General features: G+C 53.5%; 14 protein-coding genes. 2 read left to right on the forward strand and 12 right to left on the reverse strand.

Annotated features, from left to right (window positions below):
- Positions 1–26: 26 nt before the first annotated feature.
- The gene (locus tag NST04_RS20740; RefSeq protein ID WP_341185937.1) at positions 27–821 is read right to left on the reverse strand and encodes an SDR family oxidoreductase; all 795 of its coding nucleotides are present in this window, start codon (positions 819–821) and stop codon (positions 27–29) included.
- A gap of 157 nt (positions 822–978) precedes the next feature.
- On the opposite strand from NST04_RS20740, the gene NST04_RS20745 reads away from it, so the two are divergent.
- A complete protein-coding gene (locus NST04_RS20745) occupies positions 979–1,872 on the forward strand; it encodes a LysR family transcriptional regulator (RefSeq protein WP_341185938.1) in 894 nt (297 codons plus the stop codon).
- Between the two features lie 371 nt (positions 1,873–2,243).
- Here the strand turns inward: NST04_RS20745 and NST04_RS20750 are convergent, their stop codons facing one another.
- From NST04_RS20750 to NST04_RS20790, 9 genes are all read right to left on the reverse strand, one after another.
- The gene (locus NST04_RS20750) at positions 2,244–5,054 is read right to left on the reverse strand and encodes a glycoside hydrolase family 2 TIM barrel-domain containing protein (RefSeq protein WP_341185939.1); all 2,811 of its coding nucleotides are present in this window, start codon (positions 5,052–5,054) and stop codon (positions 2,244–2,246) included.
- Positions 5,055–5,065: 11 nt separating this feature from the next.
- Positions 5,066–6,670 (reverse strand): response regulator, encoded by a 1,605-nt coding sequence (locus NST04_RS20755; protein WP_341185940.1) that lies wholly within the window; start codon positions 6,668–6,670, stop codon positions 5,066–5,068.
- A gap of 1 nt (position 6,671) precedes the next feature.
- Positions 6,672–8,459 (reverse strand): sensor histidine kinase, encoded by a 1,788-nt coding sequence (locus tag NST04_RS20760; protein WP_341185941.1) that lies wholly within the window; start codon positions 8,457–8,459, stop codon positions 6,672–6,674.
- A gap of 62 nt (positions 8,460–8,521) precedes the next feature.
- On the reverse strand, positions 8,522–10,210 hold the full coding sequence (locus NST04_RS20765; RefSeq protein ID WP_341185942.1) for a hypothetical protein: 1,689 nt from the start codon (positions 10,208–10,210) through the stop codon (positions 8,522–8,524).
- Between the two features lie 72 nt (positions 10,211–10,282).
- A complete protein-coding gene (locus tag NST04_RS20770) occupies positions 10,283–11,179 on the reverse strand; it encodes a carbohydrate ABC transporter permease (protein ID WP_341185943.1) in 897 nt (298 codons plus the stop codon).
- A 6-nt stretch (positions 11,180–11,185) separates the two neighbouring features.
- Positions 11,186–12,079, reverse strand: a complete 894-nt coding sequence (locus NST04_RS20775) for an ABC transporter permease (protein ID WP_341185944.1) — start codon at positions 12,077–12,079, stop codon at positions 11,186–11,188.
- Positions 12,080–12,316: 237 nt separating this feature from the next.
- Complete coding sequence (locus tag NST04_RS20780) at positions 12,317–13,297, reverse strand: aldo/keto reductase (RefSeq protein ID WP_341185945.1); 981 nt, start codon at positions 13,295–13,297, stop codon at positions 12,317–12,319.
- 77 nt (positions 13,298–13,374) lie between these two features.
- Positions 13,375–14,856 (reverse strand): Lsa family ABC-F type ribosomal protection protein, encoded by a 1,482-nt coding sequence (locus NST04_RS20785; protein WP_341185946.1) that lies wholly within the window; start codon positions 14,854–14,856, stop codon positions 13,375–13,377.
- 300 nt (positions 14,857–15,156) lie between these two features.
- The gene (locus NST04_RS20790) at positions 15,157–16,008 is read right to left on the reverse strand and encodes an HAD family hydrolase (protein ID WP_341185947.1); all 852 of its coding nucleotides are present in this window, start codon (positions 16,006–16,008) and stop codon (positions 15,157–15,159) included.
- Positions 16,009–16,175: 167 nt separating this feature from the next.
- Between NST04_RS20790 and NST04_RS20795 the strand changes: the two genes are divergently transcribed.
- The gene (locus tag NST04_RS20795; protein ID WP_341185948.1) at positions 16,176–17,108 is read left to right on the forward strand and encodes a hypothetical protein; all 933 of its coding nucleotides are present in this window, start codon (positions 16,176–16,178) and stop codon (positions 17,106–17,108) included.
- A gap of 327 nt (positions 17,109–17,435) precedes the next feature.
- Here NST04_RS20795 and NST04_RS20800 read toward each other — a convergent pair whose 3' ends face one another.
- Both NST04_RS20800 and NST04_RS20805 read right to left on the reverse strand, forming a co-directional pair.
- Positions 17,436–18,590 carry an amidohydrolase family protein gene (locus NST04_RS20800; RefSeq protein WP_341185949.1) on the reverse strand — a complete coding sequence of 385 codons (1,155 nt, stop codon included), beginning with the start codon at positions 18,588–18,590 and terminating at the stop codon, positions 17,436–17,438.
- Positions 18,587–19,651, reverse strand: a complete 1,065-nt coding sequence (locus tag NST04_RS20805; protein ID WP_341185950.1) for an aminotransferase class V-fold PLP-dependent enzyme — start codon at positions 19,649–19,651, stop codon at positions 18,587–18,589. The genes NST04_RS20800 and NST04_RS20805 overlap by 4 nt, the downstream gene beginning before the upstream one ends.
- Between the last annotated feature and the right edge of the window lie 17 nt (positions 19,652–19,668).

Genomic DNA, 19,668 nt, shown 5'->3' on the forward strand with positions numbered 1-19,668 from the left:
ATTGCCGGCGAGGGTTACGCTTCACCTTACACCGTAGGTACGGTTCCACCGTCAATCACGTACTCGGCACCCGTTATGGATGCTGCGCGGTCGGAAGCGAGGAAGGCCACCAGCTCGCCCACCTCCTCAGGGAAGCCGGGGCGTCCGATGGGTATGCCGCCCAGCGCGTCCATCACCGATTGCAGCGCACTTTCCACACTGCCAGTCACCTCGGCGATACTATTCAAGAAGTCCCCGGTTGCTTCGGTTTGAATGAAGCCCGGCGCGACCCGGTTCACCCGGATGCCCTTCGGAGAGAATTCCTTAGATAAGCTCTTGCTGTAACTGCTTAACGCCGCTTTGGCGGCTGCATAAGGGATGGTCGATTCGATCAGCGGCAGCACTCTTTGAATGGAAGAGATGTGGATGACGACTCCCTTGCCCTGCTGCAGCATGAGCGGAATCAGTCCCCGGTCCAGCCGCACAGCTGCCAGCAGGTTCAGATTCAGCGCATCCATCCAGTGTTCATCGGATGCTGCGAGAAATCCTCCAGCTGGTGTTGAGCTGCCGCCAGCGTTATTCACCAGAATGTCGAGCCGCCCGAACCGGGCCTTGACTGCTGCAATGACTCGCTCCACGCCTTCAGGAGTGGACAGATCGGCCTGGACGAACAAATCCGAAGCGGGCCCCTCCTTCGGAAGTGTCCGGGCAGTAGTCATAACTTCAGCTCCTGCCGCTGTGAACCGGGCAGCGATTGCCTGTCCCATTCCCTTGGTCCCGCCTGTTACCAGGATTCTTTTACCTTCGTATTCTGTCAGCGGGCTTGCATAAGTTATAGCCATCGTTACAGCCTCTTTTCATTAAGGATTCCTCAGGTTAGGCTGGAAGCGAGCCGCCCTGAGGTCTATATGTATATATTAGACTTGATTAATATGAGCGTTTAATTTATTATTTTCATTAAATTCATTAATAATAGTAATATATAAGGAGGCTGTCTGCATGGAGCTTACACAATTGGAGTATTTTCTGACCGTAGCCCGGCTTGAACATATGACCTCTGCATCCAAAGCGCTGCGAATTACGCAGCCTGCCCTGAGCCATGCCATTTCCAAACTGGAAAGTGAGCTGGGGGTTCCTTTATTTGAGCGTAAGGGCCGCAATGTCCAGTTGAACCGCTATGGGGTTATGTTCAGTTCACGGGTCGAAGAAGCGCTGCGCAATATCAGGAATGGGGTGCGGGAGATTGAGGAGTCGTCCAATGCGGAGAGCGGAACCGTTCATCTGTCTTATCTGAATATTCTTGGGGTGGACCTGATCCCATCGCTCATCAGAGACTATCAGTCAGACCATCCGAAGGTGCGGTTCGATCTGTATCAGGGGAATCACGGGGACATTGACGAAGCGCTGGATAACGGGACCTCAGATATGCTGATTACATCCAAAGAGACTACGGCGGAGAATAAGGAATGGATGGTGTTTCGCAGATTACCGATTTATATTGTGGTCTCCAGTTCCCACCGGTTCGCAGCGCGTTCCTCGCTGAGTCTGTTCGAGCTGTCGGGTGAGCCGTTTGTAGGACTGAAGACGAATTGCGGACTCAAGCACACCATCACCTCCCTCTTCCAAAATACTAATTTTGAGCTGTCCTCAACCTATTATGCTGAGGATCTGATTACTGTGGCCGGCTTCATCAAAGCCGGGCTCGGCGTCTCCGTGCTTCCGCAGACGCTGGGACTGATGCTTGACGGTCTGGTCTGGATTCCCATCCAGGAACCGGGTTGGGAATGGGAGGTTGGTCTGCAATGGCGCAAGGACCATTATCTGTCCCCCGCCTCCAGAAGGTTCCTGGAGTATGTTCAGCAGAGTAGTCATGTACCTGTTTTAAACCTGTGAGAATGAACATCGAACTAATAGTAGTCTTATCCTGCCCCTTTACCGACTTTTCCTCTTAAATTCAAGTAGCTAATTGTATTTTCTGCAATAGAAAACGCATAGCTGACCTTAAAATGAGATTCTATTGTATTTCATACATTAGAATGTTGGGTTTTGGGCGAAAAAGGGCTTTTTTTCAATATTCTATTGTACCGAATACAATAGATTCTATTTAGAAGCCTTTTTTACAGCAATCCATTGTACAAAATGCAATTACTATCGTTCCGGCCTACAATTTATAGCGCGAGGCCTATGGATTCTGGCGTTATACCTAAATAAAGAGCTGCCCCAATAGCCGCTTTACGGCTTGGGGACAGCTCTATTAGATCATTTTAACAAATTAATGCCCGAAGCTCTTCAATCGTTGCCTGGTACTGCGGCTTAAAATCAGCAGAATTCATATAACCGGCTATGCTGGTCAAAAATTGTCTGCCGTCAAGAGTTCCGCTTACCTTAGCGGCATCCAGTGCACACAGCAGCAGGTTACCGTTACCTACGCGGCACTCTGTGAGGAAACTTAGCTTGTGATTACGCTCGAAATTATCAATGGTCTGTACGATGGGATTCCAGCTGCGGTCTGCCTCATCCATAATAAGCGATTTGGAATTCTGAACGATTGTCCACCATGGGTAGGTGGAATGCGCTTCACTCGGGAAATCGCGCAGCACCGGATGTCCGTTATCAATCAGCAGGCCCATCGTACCAATTGGAACCGGCCGGTTCATGCTCTCCGAGATCGAGCGGAACATCGGGTAGCACCAGAAATCCGTGCAATAATAGCCTTCGATTCCGTTCTGAACCGACTGCGGCTTAGGCATCAGCAGCACGTTGCCGCCTTGCTCCAGCAGGGAGACTGCCTGCTCAGACAGCTCTGTGAACACATGGAAGCCTTCAACTTCCAGCGGGTTATCCCTCTGCTCAGGATATATCCACAAGTCGTAGCTCTTACGAATATCAGTTCCTTCGACCCGGAGCGTAAGCTCCGCACGGCTCATCCGGTCAACTGCCGGAAGCTCAACCGCCAGATCACAAATGTCAATGTGGTGGGTTCCGGCAGGAATAAAGGCTCCGGCTGAGCCTGTTGTCCGAACTCCCCCTTCAACCGCGAGCTCCCAGTGAAGCTCGATGGCCTCCGGCATGCCGCTGCGGAAGCAGCTCAGCTCCACATGGGCCTCGAAGGTCTCCCCGGCGGCGTAGTTATACTTAGGAAATCTTGCCAGCAGCACGGCATCATTACAGAAGGTCCGCCACTCTTCCGGGCTGATCAGCCCTTTGGAATCCATGAAGGCATCCAGAACACCTACGAGTGCTGTACCCTGGCCGCTGAAGTCCTGGAGATCCAGCAGCTGGAACCCCGCTAGCCGGCGGGAACGGAAGGCAGCCTCAAGCTCTTCTTTGTAGCAAGCAACAGCGAGCTGGCCGGAGCTTCGGAAATAGGCATCGGCCAGATGGCCAAGCCCCTTACTCTCCAGCCGTTCGCGGAAAATGGCGAAGTTCCCGGCCTTCAGCGGGCCTGTGTACTTCCCGATTTCCGCGAAATCCGGAAACGTAGCATACTGGCCAATCTCATGCGAAATTACCGGAACCTGCGGAATCCACTCCCCGGACTCACTGCCGGATTGTACGGCCTTGGCTTCGGTGCCATACTGGATCAGGATCTCGCCGCCTGCATCGGCGGACATTCCTTCACTGTTCCCGAAGCCCGGCGGAACAATCTGGTCGTCGTAATCCTTCATTGTACCTGGCAGCGAGGTCTGGACATGTCCCAGCGGAGCATCGCACATGGCATAGGAGCCTCTGAACAGCCGGTCGCGTGTGAAGCGTACACCGCTGAAGAAGTCATCATGCTCCAGCACCTCCGGCACCCATTGATGGTTATTGGAGCCTTGAGTGTAGAGCGGTCGGTCATCGAACGCTTTATAATCTGCAAGGAAGGAATCAATCCGCTCCTTGCTGCCCCATAGCTCATTGCCCAGCGACATCATCACGAAGGAAGGATGATTGCCGAACTCCCGCAAGATGGCATATCCTTCGCTGATTAGATAATCCTGCTCCGCCTGGTTATGCCCTTCGTCCGTCGCTACTGTGATCGTTCCCCAGAACGGCAGCTCCGGCTGCATATAGATTCCGAGCAGATCCGCAGCGGTGAACGCGGCCTCCGGCGGGCAGCAGGTGTGGAAGCGGTAATGATTGATCCCGTAAGACTTGGAGATCCCAAGGATTCGTACCCATTCCTCCACATCGGTCGGAGCATAGCCGGTGAGCGGGAAGATCAGGCCGTCATGCTTGCCGCGCAGAAAAGTTTTTTCCCCATTAATGGTGAACTTGTCCCCCTCAGCCCGGAATGACTTGAGCCCAAAGATCAGCTCCTGCCGGTCCACAGGAATCCCGTCACTGCCCATGAGAACAAGGGTCACAGTATACAAATTAGGAGCAAATTCACTCCACAGCAGCGCACCCTGACCCAGTGCATAGTCTATAGTGAACGAACCCGGTGCGATGACATATTCCTGTTCCTCTGCGGAATGCGTTGTCTCGCTATTGAAGCTACTGGCAGATACCGCGAGTGTAGCACCTTGCATGCTCTCCAGCGTTGCCGAGATCCGTACCGAACGTGCAGGCAAATCAGACTCCAGCCTAATGCCGCTAATCCGGGCTTCTCCATAGAACTGCAGCTCCATCCGGCCGGTAATCCCGTTCCAGTTGGTCTGGGTATCCGGCGAGGTCATATGCCCGCCTTTGGTCGGATAGCCGGTGTTGTCCACCCGGATAGTAAGCGTATGACTCCCGGATTGCAGCTGCGGCAGCTCATATACATGCGCAGTGTTCAAGCTGTCACGGCTGCCGATCTCATCGCCGTCCACCCAGAGGGTGGTAAGCCTTGTACGTTCCAGATATAAGCAGCAGTGCTTATCCGCCAGCTCTTCCGGAATCACAACCTCTCTGGAATACCAGACCGGTCCTTCGAACAGATATTCATCGGTTAGTGCACCTGCGAGAATCCCGTTATTCTTCTGCCCTTTACGGGCGTGGGACGTAGTACCCGGCAGCCTGATTGCATCGGTAAAAGGTAATACCAGTCCCTCTCCCTTCTCTCCCAGCTGCAGCTTCCATTCGCCTTCAAGGCTGATCTTTGACAGCACTATTATCACTCCTAGTAATGGTAATCTCTATACTCTTGCGGGGTGGTACCCGTGGTCTTCTTGAAAAGAAAGGTGAAATAGGCCGCCGTCTGAAACCCTACCTGCTCCGCCACTTCATACACCTTGATGCCAGGATCACGGAGCAGCTCCCTGGCCTTATTCATGCGTGTTTCCTGGACATATTCGGAGATTGTCTGGCCTGTTTCTTTTTTGAACAGCACGCTTAAATAACTTGAATTGAGATGATACAGCCCGGCCAGCTGCTTCACCGTCAGATTCTCCTGCAGATTTGCGGCCAGATGCTGCCGTACCTGCTGGATCAAATGATGCTGCTGCGCAGTCTGCTCCTTCTGCTTATGCTGTGTATAATGCGCGAGAAATTCCAGAACGGCCTTCCGCACCTCCTCCACTCCGGTGCAGTCAATTAGACGCTGCCACATCAGAATGTTCGTTTCGGTATCCGTGTCCTGCTCCCGCTTATGCTTGCGTGCCAGCTCGCTGAGCAGTCCCATTCCAAATGCCTGCACATAAGAGAAGGAGATCGGCTCTCCGGCCAGCATCATCTCAAAAGCATGGCTTGTATAAGCCGACGCCTTGCTATTTTCCCCAAGCTCCAGCAGCCTTACGATCTCTGGAATATACTCCTCACGCAGCCGGAAGTCTTGGTATTCATTCATCAGATGCCGGTCACAGTATACAATCTGTCCGTATCCGGCCAGCCGTGCATCGGCAATCATATGCCGCACCTCTTTGTACAGGAGCGGAATTTCGGTCCAACTGGACGCCACTCTGCTGACTCCGACCGTAACGGAAGCACCATATTGTTCCTGAAGCACTTCCTGAATGAAGCTTAGCTGCTTCTCCAGCCTGGCCCGTATCTCTGGAATCGCTTCCAGAACCAGCACAGCAGTCTCACCTGCTCCCGCTTTCCCGATATAAGCGCCGGAGAAGCCGTCCAGCCCAAGCTTCACCGCATTTTGCAGTCCTTCACCCAGTAGAATCTGCTCCTTGGCATCATGGCTATGATGCAGGTGAAGACTGTCACAATCGAACAGGAACAGCGTAGCCTGCCACTCTCCTGCCGGAAGATCAAGCAGACGCCGCCATGAATCCAGCAGTTCATCACTGTGAATCCAGCCACCGGTCAGATCATTAATGAATCGCTCCAATAACACTTCCCGGCTCTCTGTAACCTTCTCTCTGAGCAGGGCTGTTTCCTGCTCCAGCCGTTTTTTCTTCTCAGCTGCTGCGCGGAGGGCCTCCAGCTTCTGTTCCAGCTCCTCCGTCTTGACCGGCTTCAGCACATAGGCCTTAGCCCCAAGCTGGATCGCCTCCTGCACGAATTCAAATTCATCGAAGCCGCTAATGATTATCGCCTGCATAGACTGCTGCTGCGGATAATCGGCCTGAATTCTGGCGAGCAGCTCAATTCCGGTCATCCCGGGCATCGCCACATCGGTAATGAGCACATCCACTTTATTCTCCTGCAACACCTTAAGCGCTTCCATCCCGGAATGGGCGGTAAGCGGCTTCCTGTAGCCAAGCGCCTCCCAGCGGATATGCTTGAGCAGGCCTTGAATTTGCATAGGCTCATCGTCAACAATCAATGCACGCATGTTACCCCTCCTTCCTCTTCAGCTCGGGACGTTCTATGCAGACCGGAATATGGATGGTTACCGCCGTCCATTCGTCTTCTGCGCTGTCGATTTCAAGGCGGCCTGAGGGACCGAAATACAGCGCCAGACGTTCCCTGATATTGTTCATGCCGAACCCGTTCCTCGTGCCGCTGCAGGTACCGGCGCGTATCTTTTCAAGCTTATCCTGTCCGATCCCTTGCCCGTTGTCAAAAACCTGAAGGCGCACCTCATCCCCTCTGCGTTCAGCCGTAATCTGAATAAAAGCATGCTCCCTGGCCGTAATGACGCCATGCAGATAACAGTTCTCTACAATCGGCTGCAGGATCAGCTTGATGGTATAGAGATTAAGAATTTCCGGGTCCACCTCCCACTCCACCGACACCTGGCCTGGATAGCGGAGCTGCTGGATATCAATATACGCCTTCACATGCTCCAGCTCATCGCGCAGCCGGGTAACATTAACCTGATTGCCCAGTGCCAGCCGGTAAAAAGTCGTCAGCGCATCTATCGTGCGGACTTGCAGCTCATCCTGCAGATCCAGCGCCCGCCAGCGGATCAGGCTGAGCGAATTATAGATGAAATGCGGATTAATCTGTGCCTGCAGCGCCCGGAAGGATTGCTCACGCTCCTTAAGCAGCGCTTCCGTATGCTCTTCAACCAGCTTCCCGAGCCGCCCTGACATAGAGTTAAACAGCACCTCCAGCTCACCCAGCTCATCCTTGTCACGGTTCTTCACCTTTACTTCGAAGTATCCTTCCGAGATATCCGCCATCCGGTTCCCCAGCTTGTGTATCCGCCAGATGATATTCTTCAGAACAATCATGATCAGGAAGACCGACAGCAGCAGGAAGAACGCAATTCCCGCTGCGATATAATACAGAATCCGTCTGGACTGCTCCTCCAGGCGGTCCAGATGCACCAGTGCGCCAACGCGCCAGCCGGATTTGATCTCCTGTGTAATCAGTACCGTTCCGTTATTAGTCCGGGTAGTTCCGTCAGCCCTGCCCCAGTATTCACTTAACGAGGAGGAGGATAACGAAGTAGCGATCTCGGACGGTTCTGAAGAGGCGATGATCCGCTCACTGCCGTCAACGATATACATCTCCCCGGCACCGTCAAAGGGATGGTCGAAGGATTCCGCGAACACGCTTTTATAATCCAGCAGCAGATAGACCAGCCCGTGTACCTCCCCGTTGCTGTCAAGGATTTTGTGGGATACGACAAGCTTGTTCCTGTCATCCTTGGCATTGGTCCATACCAGATTATCCTGCGAAGATAGCCGCTGCGCATACCAGTCTTGCTCACGCTGTCCGGACAGCATCCGCCCTTCAGGCTTCCACAACAGGCCACCGTCCTGCACCAGCGTATCATTGGTATGGTAGATGCGGAAGTTCTCAATACCCGGAAGGTATTTGCTTGTAAACAGGAAGGATCTGTCCACGTAATTGACGGTGCCAAGCTGTTCTGTGATATCTGTATAATCCCGCGTTAATCTTGAGATCAATTCACCATCTGTCGCTGTCCGCGTGGCCAGAAGGTCATAGCTCTGCTTGCGGAACTCGATGCTCTGCGCACTCTGGCGTACTGCTTCCCTGATGGTCAGAATATAATTGGCCCGGACGGTCTGCAGCATCAGGTAGCCTGCCCCCGCAGCAAGCAGCACCGTCGGAAGGAATACAATCAGGCCGTAGAACAGGACAATTTTTCCTCTCAGGTTCATGGACCGGGTCATACGGATAATTGCTTTCTCTATGCTCTGTTTGATCATATGGCCCTCCCACGAACTATAAAGGGAGCCCCCCTCACAGGTGAAGGGCGCTCCGGCATATTTTAAAATATTTCTTCCTCATATCTGCCAAGCCACTCGGCCTTGACTTCACTCCAATGTCCGCGTTTCTCCAGCGCTTCCCGGAACCCGTTCCACTCCGCTTCGAACTTGGTATCATCCCCCGCCATCAGCAGCTTAGCCCGGTATTCCTTGCGGATATTCTCCAGCTCCAGGGAGTATTTCTCCCATACCCCGCCCTGCTTAACCTCGATCAGATCATAAGGCTCTGCTACGCGGATGGTCCCCATCTTCCCGATGGCTTCGGTGAACTGAATCGTCTTGGCTGCGCCTGCCTTACCGCCGTCTTCTGTGTTCCACCACGGATACCACTGATTACTGTAGGAAGAGGTCATGTAGAGCTCCGGTGTAACTTTGGATTTCTGGGCGGCATCGCCGGAATTGCGGGCGGTCTTGTACGTTTCATCTGTAAATTTCCACTTGCCCAGCGGCTGGCCCACCCAGTCCCAGTACTTGCCTGCCGGTCCCTCGCTCATCACCTGCTGCTGTTCCGGCTTCGGCTGCAGGCTGTAATCCAGGAATTTCAGAATGGCCTCAAGATTCTTGGTCTTCTGGCTGATATAGACATCATACCCCGGATTCGGGTTCGTGACCTGGTTAATGCCCAGCTTCTCAACCCCCGCAACCTTCGGAAAAGGAATGACTTCATAGAACCAGCCCGGCTCCGTAGGGCCATCCAGTGTCTCCCAGGCTGTAGCGTTTATGTTCCAGAAGCTGCCTACATTCAGCGCGACCCGGCCGGATTTGTTCTTTTCAATATACTGCTCTCCCTTATTAGTTACTACCTCCGGATCAATCAGCTTCTCCCGGTACAGCCTATTCATCCATTGATAAGCGGCCTTATAATTGGGATTATCATAAGCGAAGAGAAATTGATCCCCCTGCTTCTGAATGCCATTGCCGCCGGTACTGACTCCAAACGCAGTCAGAACCGCATTCTCGTCACTCCACCCGAGCGAATCATTAGTGTCCATAAGGAAGGACATGGGAAGCAGTGTTTTGCCGGAGGCGTCTTTCTGCTCTGCGGCCTTCTTCAGAAAGGTCTCAACCCCATCCATTGTGGACAGATCGGCTGTAGTCATGCCTGTCTTCTCCAGCACATCCGTTCTGACGAACCAGCCCTGCGATGCCCAGCCCGGCCAAGGCTCTTCCGGGTTCTGGTCAAACCAGGTCGGAATCGACCAGATATGGCCGTCCTCGTCCTTCATTAGCTCCAGATACGGCTTCGGGATCGCCGCAAGCCCCGGATATTTATCCGGCATGTCGAAATATTGCTCCACCGGCAGCACCTGCTTGGAGCGCCGCATGGCGCTTTTCACCGTCTCGTTCCGGCTGAAGATCGCCGCATCCTCGAACCCGCCGGTATTGATCTTCAGGTTAAGCGCTGTCATCGCATCGCCCTGTGTAGCCTCCAGCTTGACATCCACCCCCGGCTCCTCTTCCCGCCAATATTTCTGTACCAGACTGTCATTATTGATGGTCGCCGTCCAGCCAAGCCAGAGGTTGAAGCTGGTAGAACCGCTTGCCGCTTCAGTAGCTGCAGTCTTGTTTCCTGTACCGCTGTTGCTTGCCTTCGTATTCCCTCCGCCGGGATTGGAGCCGGAACATCCGCTGACGATAGTCAGCAGCGCCGTCATGGCCAGAGCTGTAAGCCGGGCTTGTTTGATTGTCACTAGAATACTCCCCCTATTATATTATTGTACTGCATAATGCTTCTGCGGCCATTAGGCCATTAAACTTAGAGCTCAGCCCTTCACTGACCCCAGCAGAACGCCTTTGACGAAATATTTCTGCAGGAACGGATACACACAGAGAATCGGAAGTGCGCTGACCATCACGACAGACATTTTGATCGACATCAGCGTAATATTCTGTAGCTGCGAGCTGCGGGCCAGCGCCTCCTGATTGTTGTTGGAGCCCAGCACGGCCGACAGATCCTGTGCCGACAGCAGCTGCTGCAGGAAGGTCTGCACAGGAATCAAATTCTGCTTCGTGACGAAGAAGGCTCCGGCGAACCAGTCATTCCAGTGGCCCACTGCGGTGAACAGGCCCAGCGCAGCGAGCATAGGTTTCGATAACGGGACGATAATTTGCCATAGAATACGGACCGGTCCTGCCCCATCCAGCTCCGCAGACTCGACGAGCGCTTCCGGGATGCCCTGAATGAACTTCAGCATGACGAACATGTTCCAGACGGAGAACAGTCCCGGCAGAATATACACCCAGAACGTATTAATCAGGCCAAGATTATTCAGCTGGATGTAAAAGGGGACGAGTCCGCCGCTGAACAGCATAGTCAGCAGGATGTAGCTGAGAATCGTGCTGCGCAGCGGCAATCCCCGGTAGGAGAGGCCGAAGGCCACCAGCAGGGTGACCAGCAGCCCGCCAATAGTGCCAATTACCGTTCTGCCCACTGTAATGAGATAGGAATGCCTGATGGTCTCGTTGCCGAGCACAATCTCGTAATTAATCAGTGTGAAGCTGCGCGGCCAGAGATAGACCCCGCCTTTGGCCGCATCCGCACCGTCATTCAGCGAAATTGCCAGCATGTAGAGGAACGGATACAGCACCGATACGCATAACAGGGATAGCAGTACAATAATGATGTATTCTGCTATTTTTTCACCTCGGCTTGCTTTCATGTGCCTTCACCACAGTCCTTCCCCGTTTAGTTTTCTGGACAGCTGATTGGTTGAGACGACCAGGACCAGGCTGATGAACGAAGACAATAATCCTACTGCCGTCGCCATCCCGAAGTAGCCCTGCTGCAAGCCGTTGCGGAGAATATAAGTATCCAGCACATCGGCAACGCTATGATTGGCAGAGTTCATGAGCGGATAAATCTGATCCATTCCGACTGTAATTAAGCTTGGAATACTGAGAATCAGCACAATGGAGATAGTCGGCATGATTCCGGGAAGGGTGATATGGCGGATCTGTGCCAGCTTGCCTGCACCTTCCACCTTCGCCGATTCATACAGCTGGGGATCAATGGTTGTAATGGCGGCCAGATAGAGAATGGTGTTCCAGCCGGTTTCTTTCCATAAGCCGCTGAAGACAACCATTGGACGGAACCACTCCGTCGAACCCAGGAAGAACACCGGCTCCCCTCCCGCCTGCCCGATGAACTGATTGACCAGCCCCCCGTCCAGCGTGAGGAAAGATTGCAGAATATAAGCAACAACGATCCAGGAGAAAAAATGCGGCAGATAGCTGACCGATTGGACGAAACGCTTGAACGCCGGCCGGGTAACTTCATTGATCAGGAGCGCCAGCAGAATCGGGGCCGGGAAGCCGCAGATGAACTTCAGCACCGAAATGTACAGCGTATTCTGGACCACGGTCAGGAACTGCGGGTCTTCCAGGAATGTGAAGTTATCCAAGCCTGCCCATGTGCTGTCCCAGATCGAGGTGCCAATCTGAAAATCCTTGAAGGCCACTTGAATGCCGGCCATGGGGATATAGCTGAACAGAAACAGCAAGACTACCCCGGGCAAGATCATCAGATATTGCCACCGGTATTTGTAGAATTTGTTGTACAATCGTCTCCCCCCTTGATACTTCTATCATAAAAGGAACTGCCCGCCCCGCCTATATAACAGCGGTTGGATATCTATCGTTCTGATTTGATCTTGTGAAGCGCTTACCAGCAGAGGCGCACTTGAGAGGGGTACGGCGGGTAGGGCAGAAGTGGCAGTGCAGCAAAAAGCGCATACCGGATGATACCGGCATGCGCTTAATGGATGAAGCTGATTCCGTTGTCTGCTGAATGGAGAATTTCAAAGCGCTCCAACGATGGCATGCGGGACGTAATGCTCTTCCAGCCGGACAATCTCTTCAGCTGTCAGCTGAAGGGATAACGCTCCCGCCGCATCGGTAATATGCGACAGCTTCGTCGCCCCGATAATCGGCGCAGTGACCGGCTGTTTCTGCAGCAGCCAGGCTAATGCAACATGGATGCGCGGAACTCCGCGCTCCGCCGCAATGGCAGCCACCTGCTCAACAATTAGGCGGTCTTTATCGGCTGAAGCATCGTATTTGGATCTCTGTACCTGATCCGTTTCCGAGCGGAGCGTAGATTCCGCCCAGTCCCGGGTTAGCCGGCCGGAAGCCAGCGGGCTGTAGGGGATGACCGCGATGCCCTCTTCCTTACAGAGCGGCAGCATCTCACGTTCCTCTTCACGATAGATGAGATTCAGATGATTCTGCATGGAGACGAACCGGGTCCAGCCGTTCATATCAGCCACATGCAGCGCCTTCTGGAACTGCCAGGCATACATGGCAGAAGCGCCAATGTAGCGGGCTTTTCCCGCCTTCACCACATCATGCAGGGCTTCCATCGTTTCTTCTATCGGGGTTGTATAATCCCAGCGGTGAATCTGGTACAGATCAACGTAATCGGTGCCCAGCCGCTTCAGGCTGTGGTCGATCTCGCTCATAATCGCCTTGCGGGACAATCCCCCGCCGTTCGGTCCAGTTCGCATAGGGAAGAATACTTTGGTGGCAACCACCACCTCATCCCTGGTAGTCATGTCCTTCAGAGCCCGTCCGAGCATTTCTTCACTCGTGCCGTCAGAATAGACATTGGCCGTATCGAAGAAATTAATGCCCAAGTCCAGTGCGGTACGGATCATCGTCCGGCTCTGCTCTTCGTCCAGCACCCAAGGGTGCACCCAGCGCTTGGCATCGCCAAAGCTCATACAGCCCAGGCACAGTCTGGAGACCTCAAGGCCGGTATTGCCCATTTTTGTATATTCCATTCGCTTGTTCCCTGCTTTCCTGAGAATAGTGTATATTACAGTCTCATTAACACTCCCGCCGGATTTGCCCTACCTGCTTAGTCAAGCAGAACCTGCTTCGTTGCAATATTCGTACAGAACTCCTGGTCGTGCTCTACAAACAGGATGGTTGGAGCATATTCCAGCAGCAGCTCCTCGATCTGCATCCGCGAGATGACATCGATGAAATTCAGCGGCTCATCCCAGATGTGCAGATGCACCTGCTCGCTGAGGCTGGCGGCGATCAGCACCTTTTTCTTCTGCCCGCCGCTGTACGTGGACATATCCTTCTCGAATTGCAGCCGTGAGAAATCAAGCTTCCGCAGGATGGCCTTGAACAGGCTCTCGTCGATTCCCCGATCTCTGGCATAATCGTTCAGGCTGCCCTGGAGGTGCGAGGTGTCCTGGGACACATAAGAGATCGCCAGCTGGCTGTCTCTTGCGAAGCGGCCGGTATAGCCAATGTCCTGTCCGCAGATTAACTTCAGAATGCTTGATTTGCCTGAGCCGTTGCTGCCGGAGAGGGAGATGCGGTCACCTTGTTCCAGAGTGAAGCTAACACCGGTGCATACTGTTGTATCCCCGTAGCGGATCGACAGATCCTCCAGCTCCACCAATTGCTGCTTATGATAAGGCAGCTGTGCAATCTTCAGGCTCTCCGCGTTCTCCAGATTGCGCAGCAGCTTCGACTTCTCGGCGATGGCGGATTCCTGGCGCTGCTGAATGGACTTGGAGCGCTTCATCATCTTGGCGGCCTTGTGGCCGATATAGCCTTTATCCACTTTTGATCCGGAGTTCAGTGTGCCATTCTTGGTTTTCTCGACTTCATGCGACCAGCCGCTGGTCCGTTTCGCCGAATCGGACAGACGCTTGATGTCCTTCCGCAGCTTCTCATCCTGTGCCAGCTCGAACTGGTCCTGCCTGGACTTGTTCTCCCACCAGCTGCTGAAGTTGCCCTTCTGGATCTCAATATTGGTCTTGTTGATCGACAGAATATGGTCCACGCAGTTATCCAGAAAAGCCCGGTCATGTGACACCAGAATATACCCGCTTTTGGTGCGGAGGTAATCGCTGACTAGCTTGCGGCCCTTCACATCCAGATGGTTCGTCGGCTCATCAATGAGCAGGAACTGGTTCTCGCGCGCAAACAGAGCGGCCAGCAGCACCTTCGTCTGTTCTCCGTTCGACAGCGATTCAAACGGCCGGTACAGCGCATCCTCACTCACCTTCAGCAGAGACAGCTCCCGCATGAACTTCCAGTTCGCAAGCTCCGGGTCAATCTCCTGCATGACGTCCACGGTAAGAGCCGTGGGGTCAGCAACCACATAAGGGAAATACTCGAAGCCCACCTTAGCGGAGATCGTTCCGCTGTATTCATATTTGCCGAGCAGCAGGTTCAGAAAGGTTGTTTTGCCGCGTCCGTTGCGTCCAGTGAAGCCCAGCCTCCAATCCGTATCCAGCTGAAAGCTCACATTCTCAAAAATATTATCGTAAGTGCCCTGATAGGCAAAGGTTAAATTGCTCACATTAATTAAAGACATACACATATCCTCCTGTATTCACAAAAATAAAAGCTGCAAGAAGGTTCTCCTCCCGCAGCTCAAATAAACACAGCAAATCTGTTTCCCGGGTACTTACCTCCAGGCAGACTTGAACAAGGATATTTGGACCAGAGTGAAAAGAGGCAGACCCTTCCTGCATATCAACCATAAATTGCGCGCCACAAATAACGCTTGTTTATTGGTTACATTACGCAAGAAATGTCCGCACGATACTCTTCAACTCCCGTCGCTTAATTAAGTGCATTTTAACACAGCTCTTCCTGGAGATCAACCCGTTAGTCAGATCAGTCCGTGCTTCAGGAAGGCGTTATACAGGCCATCATCTTCGATCGAGTCGGTGATATCATCAGCAATGGCTTTGAGCGGCTCGCGGGCATTGCCCATGGCAATTCCCACCTGGACATATTCCAGCATCTCCAGATCGTTAAGCCCGTCACCAATCGCCATACTGTTCTCAAGCGGGATACTCAAATGCTGCAGGACATCGGCAATAGCCGCAGCTTTATGAACGCCTGGCATCATCAGCTCCCCGCTGTTCTCGCCAAAGATCGGGATGGAGCACTGAATCGCCGTGAACCGGTCCTGTAACTCCTCCTGAATCTGATCAAAGGGCAGGCTGCTCTCCAAGAAGCATACCTTGTTGACATCATCCAGATATAACTCCTCGTCCCCGTAAGTGAGTGTTGCGATATAAGGATGGGGCGATTGCCGTCTTCTCTCCTGGGCTTGGGGATCATTCAGCAAGTCGCCATAGATTCTGCGTTCCAGATGCGGCTGTAAATGGCGGCTGCCGTGAAGCGCCGTATTGGATTCCAGAATGAAATCGACCCCGTTCGCGTTAAAATAATCGATCAAATGCTTCGCATCCTCCGGGGTCACTTTTTTATGATAAAGCATTTCGCCACGGCTCTCCACATATCCGCCGGCCGCTCCAATCAACCCGTCGAACCCGATCTCCCAGATATAATCATAGATTTCCGCCTTAGAGCGTCCGGTGCACAGGTACAGCAAATGCCCATTCTTCCGAGCCTGCTGGCATGCCTGCACTGCCGATTCCGGGACCATTCCATTCTCCATGAGAAGCGTTCCGTCAATATCGATGAAAATAATCTTTCTGCTGCTCTGATTCATGTCCTCTTCTCCCCTTTGTATAGTCTTCCACTGAACTATAGGTTATGAAATGCGTTCCAAGTCAAGCGTTATTTCAGAAGGGGCCGTGCGATTCACTTACCCTAAATTTGTACAAATAAATAGGATAGCGCATCTTAGCACGCATCTTATCCCGTGGGAGGTACATAATGAGAACATTACCAGAATCCTTAACAAAAACAGCAAGAGCGGTGCTGCTCGGTACAGCTCTGACTCTGGCAGGCGGCACAGTATTTACAGGTGCACAGCCGGCAGCAGCTGCATCCGCATCGGATACCCAGGCGGTCTACAACCAGTTCCGTAAATACGTCAGCAATCCCGCAAGCCTGGCGCAGGCACGCAAATATCTGATGAACCATATCTCCAAAGTTGGCTCCTGGTACGGCACGGTAATGACCCTTCAATTGGAGAATGCCCAGAAGGCGGGCCTTGAGCGGTTCTCTGAGAAGCTATACACAGATTCTGTGCAAAAGGCGCTAATGGATGCCGAAATTAACAACGACATGACCTATACGGAGATCCTGAAGCGGGTAAAAGCACCTGCGGTCCGCAAGCTGATGGAAGAAATCTGGGATAAAGGCTACAAGCTGGAGAGCAGCGAAGGCATGTATTATCCGGTCATGCATTATGAAGGCTTCAAGGTATTCAAGCCCTATATCAGCAAGGATATTGCCGCGTATATTGATATCATGGCCACTGAGAGCAACAAGCCGTCCACCTTTGATGCCGCTGTTGTGATCACTTGGGATGAGCTGATCGGCAGAGCGGCCATCATGAGTGATTACGTTCAGGATTACCCGAAGTCGAACAGGACGGCGGCGATCCGCAATGAAATGTCCTATACGGTTCCCCTAGTGCTGCTCGGCTCGGACAATACACCTGCTTACGATTACGATACTAATGAAATCGACCCTGAGCTGCGCCGGGCCTACGACCACGCCTTGATGGAGGGTACAGGAGATAACAAAGTGCTGAACATTCTGGTCAAGCTGGTAACGCTTCTGAATACTTTTGGTAATCAAAAGACGCCTGCGCTTGAATCCTACCTGGATCAAGTGGTTAAGCAATATACGGAGCTTTGATTAGAGCGATTGGAACAATATCGACCCTAATGGGGGAATGAAGTTAGTTTCGAGGTGCATGCCTAGATGCTGCACAATGTGATTGGTTTTTCGACTATATTGGCTCACCACGGCGTGTACGTTACGAATGTGATCGGTTTTTCGCTTACATTGGGCCACTACGGCGTGTCCGTTCCGATTGTGATCGGTTTTTTGATTACATTCGCTCACATACCAGCGTAGCGCCTTAATGTAATCGGTTTTTCGATTACATCGCGCATGCCAGCGGGCCATCAGACCGCAAAAAGGCTGTCCTTCATCAGAAGGAACAGCCTTTTGACGTATCTGTTACAGCAAATCCTCTTCCTGCGCGCCGGTAATGACCGTAACAATACTTGTGCGCAGTTGATCCGCATTCTTGGCCTGATAGGGATCGGCGGCGTAGATGACCGCATCGGCAATATAGCCTTCCGCAATCCGGCCCAGCTCATGGCCGCTTCCGAGAATACCAGCCGCGTCTTCTGTAGCCGACCGCCACACTTCTGCACGGCTCAGGCCATAGTCCAGCAGGGTGTCGAATTCCTGCAGGTTGTAGCCATGCAGCGCAGGGGTGGCGTAATCGGTGCCGAAGCCCAGCCGCACCCCTGCATCTCTGGCATATCCGAGCGCGATGGCGTGCGCATCGGCCGCCCGGGCTGCGCGATCACAGATGACTGGCGGCAGCGCCAGCACTCCCTTCGGATCGGCCGCGATCCGGTAAATGGAAGTGGTCGGCACGTAAGCCACGCCGGATTCGGCCAGTCTCCCGGCCTGATCCCAGGTCATGAACATCCCGTGTTCAATGGATTCCACACCTGCCTCAATCGACCAGTCAATCGTCACCCCGCCCCAGGTATGCACCAATACCTTCTTGCCGTTCGCATGGGCATGACGGACGATGAAGGCGAATTCCTCACCGGAGAAGTTCGGCTCCGTAACCTTCTCAGTCGGTGCGCCGAGACCGCCGGTTGCCATGATTTTGACCCAGCCTGCCCCGGTTGCGTAGATCTCCGTCAGGCGGTTCTCCAAATGCTTGATCCCCTTGGCATCGGCAACTCCCAGCATTTCACTGCTGGTCTCAACCCGCAGCGGCTGCTGGTAATACTTCACGAGATGCCGGATTGTGGCCGGCAGAATACCGCCAGCGTCGCGGGCTGTAGTTACCCCCGTCCGCAAGGTAGCAGCGAAGACCTCCGCCTGCATCACCTCAATCTCGCGGGGGTCCCGGCGGAGCTGATCCTCATGGTCGAAGTCAGTCCAGGCCAGATGGGTGTGCAAATCCAGAATGCCCGGACTGATCCATAGCTGCTGCTTCCGGGAGCCTTCCGCCTGTTCAGGCTGCGAACCCGCTTCAGCCACTACGGTGAACCGTCCGTTCGTAATCTCGATGTCGAAGCGTTTCCCCTCGATACCTGCAATATGGATTCCCGTGTATGCCTGAAATTGCGGCTGCTTAAGGATCATTCGGCTTCCTCCCAGACCTGGCGGACGGCCTGCAAGGCCGGTTCAGCCTCCCGCTTCAGCAGTCTGGCCAGCGTCTGCACAGCTGCCTCCACACTCTCGCGGCTGGCATTATTTCCGAAATGGTTAATACGCAGCAATTGACCGAATAGCTCCCCGTCTCCGGGAGCTACGATACCGACAGGCTGCTTGATCAGCAGAAGCGGTTGCTCGTTAATTCGAACAGTGGTAGTCAACGTAGAATAATGTCTGCTGTCCTTCTGCCAAGGGATAAGTCCAAGCTCCGCGATCCCGGCGACAGCAGAGGCCGCTGCGCGTTCATGCCGTTGGATCACTTGTGACAGCCCCTCCTCGGCAACAGCCTCCAGGGCTTCAATCAGTGCTCTGGCTTCCAGGACCGGGATGTTCGGCGGGACGCGGAGCGGTGCTGCTCCATCCGGGGACGGCTGCAGATCCAGCAAGGACAGAATTGAATTGCGCGGAGCCTGGTCATTCGACTCCAGGAAGGCCCAGCCGCGGGGAGAAATACTGACCGCGCTGATTCCGTTAGGACCGGCGAGCGCTTTTTGCGCACCCATTACTGCGAAATCCACGGTCCACTCATCCACAGACAGCGCCTCTCCCCCGACAGCCGACACGGAATCCGTTATCGTAATCAGGTCATGACTGCGGGCCAATTCGAAGATCTCCTGCGCAGGGTTCGAGCCGCCTGTAACCACCTCTGCCTGCACCAAAGAAATCGCAACCGGCTGATGCAGCTCAATTGCTGCGGCGACCTCCTCTACTGTAACCACCTGATCGAACGGAACCTTCACTTCCTTAACGGTGGCCCCGCCGCGCGTAAGCCATTCTCCGAACAAGCTTCCGTAAGGTCCGGTTACTACGTTCAGAATCGTACGTCCAGGCGCTGCAATTCCTGCTGCTACCGCCTCAATGCCTAGAATCGCCTCCCCCGGAATGATTACCGGAGGATGCTGTGTCCCCAATAGCCGGGACAACTGCTGTGTTAATGTGTCCAGCTCAGATAACGTCAATGGTACGAATCCTGTAGTTTGGCGGTTCATATAATCCTCCTGATGTG

It is taken from the genome of Paenibacillus sp. FSL H7-0756 (assembly GCF_038006765.1).
Classification (GTDB): Bacteria; Bacillota; Bacilli; order Paenibacillales; family Paenibacillaceae; genus Paenibacillus_AQ.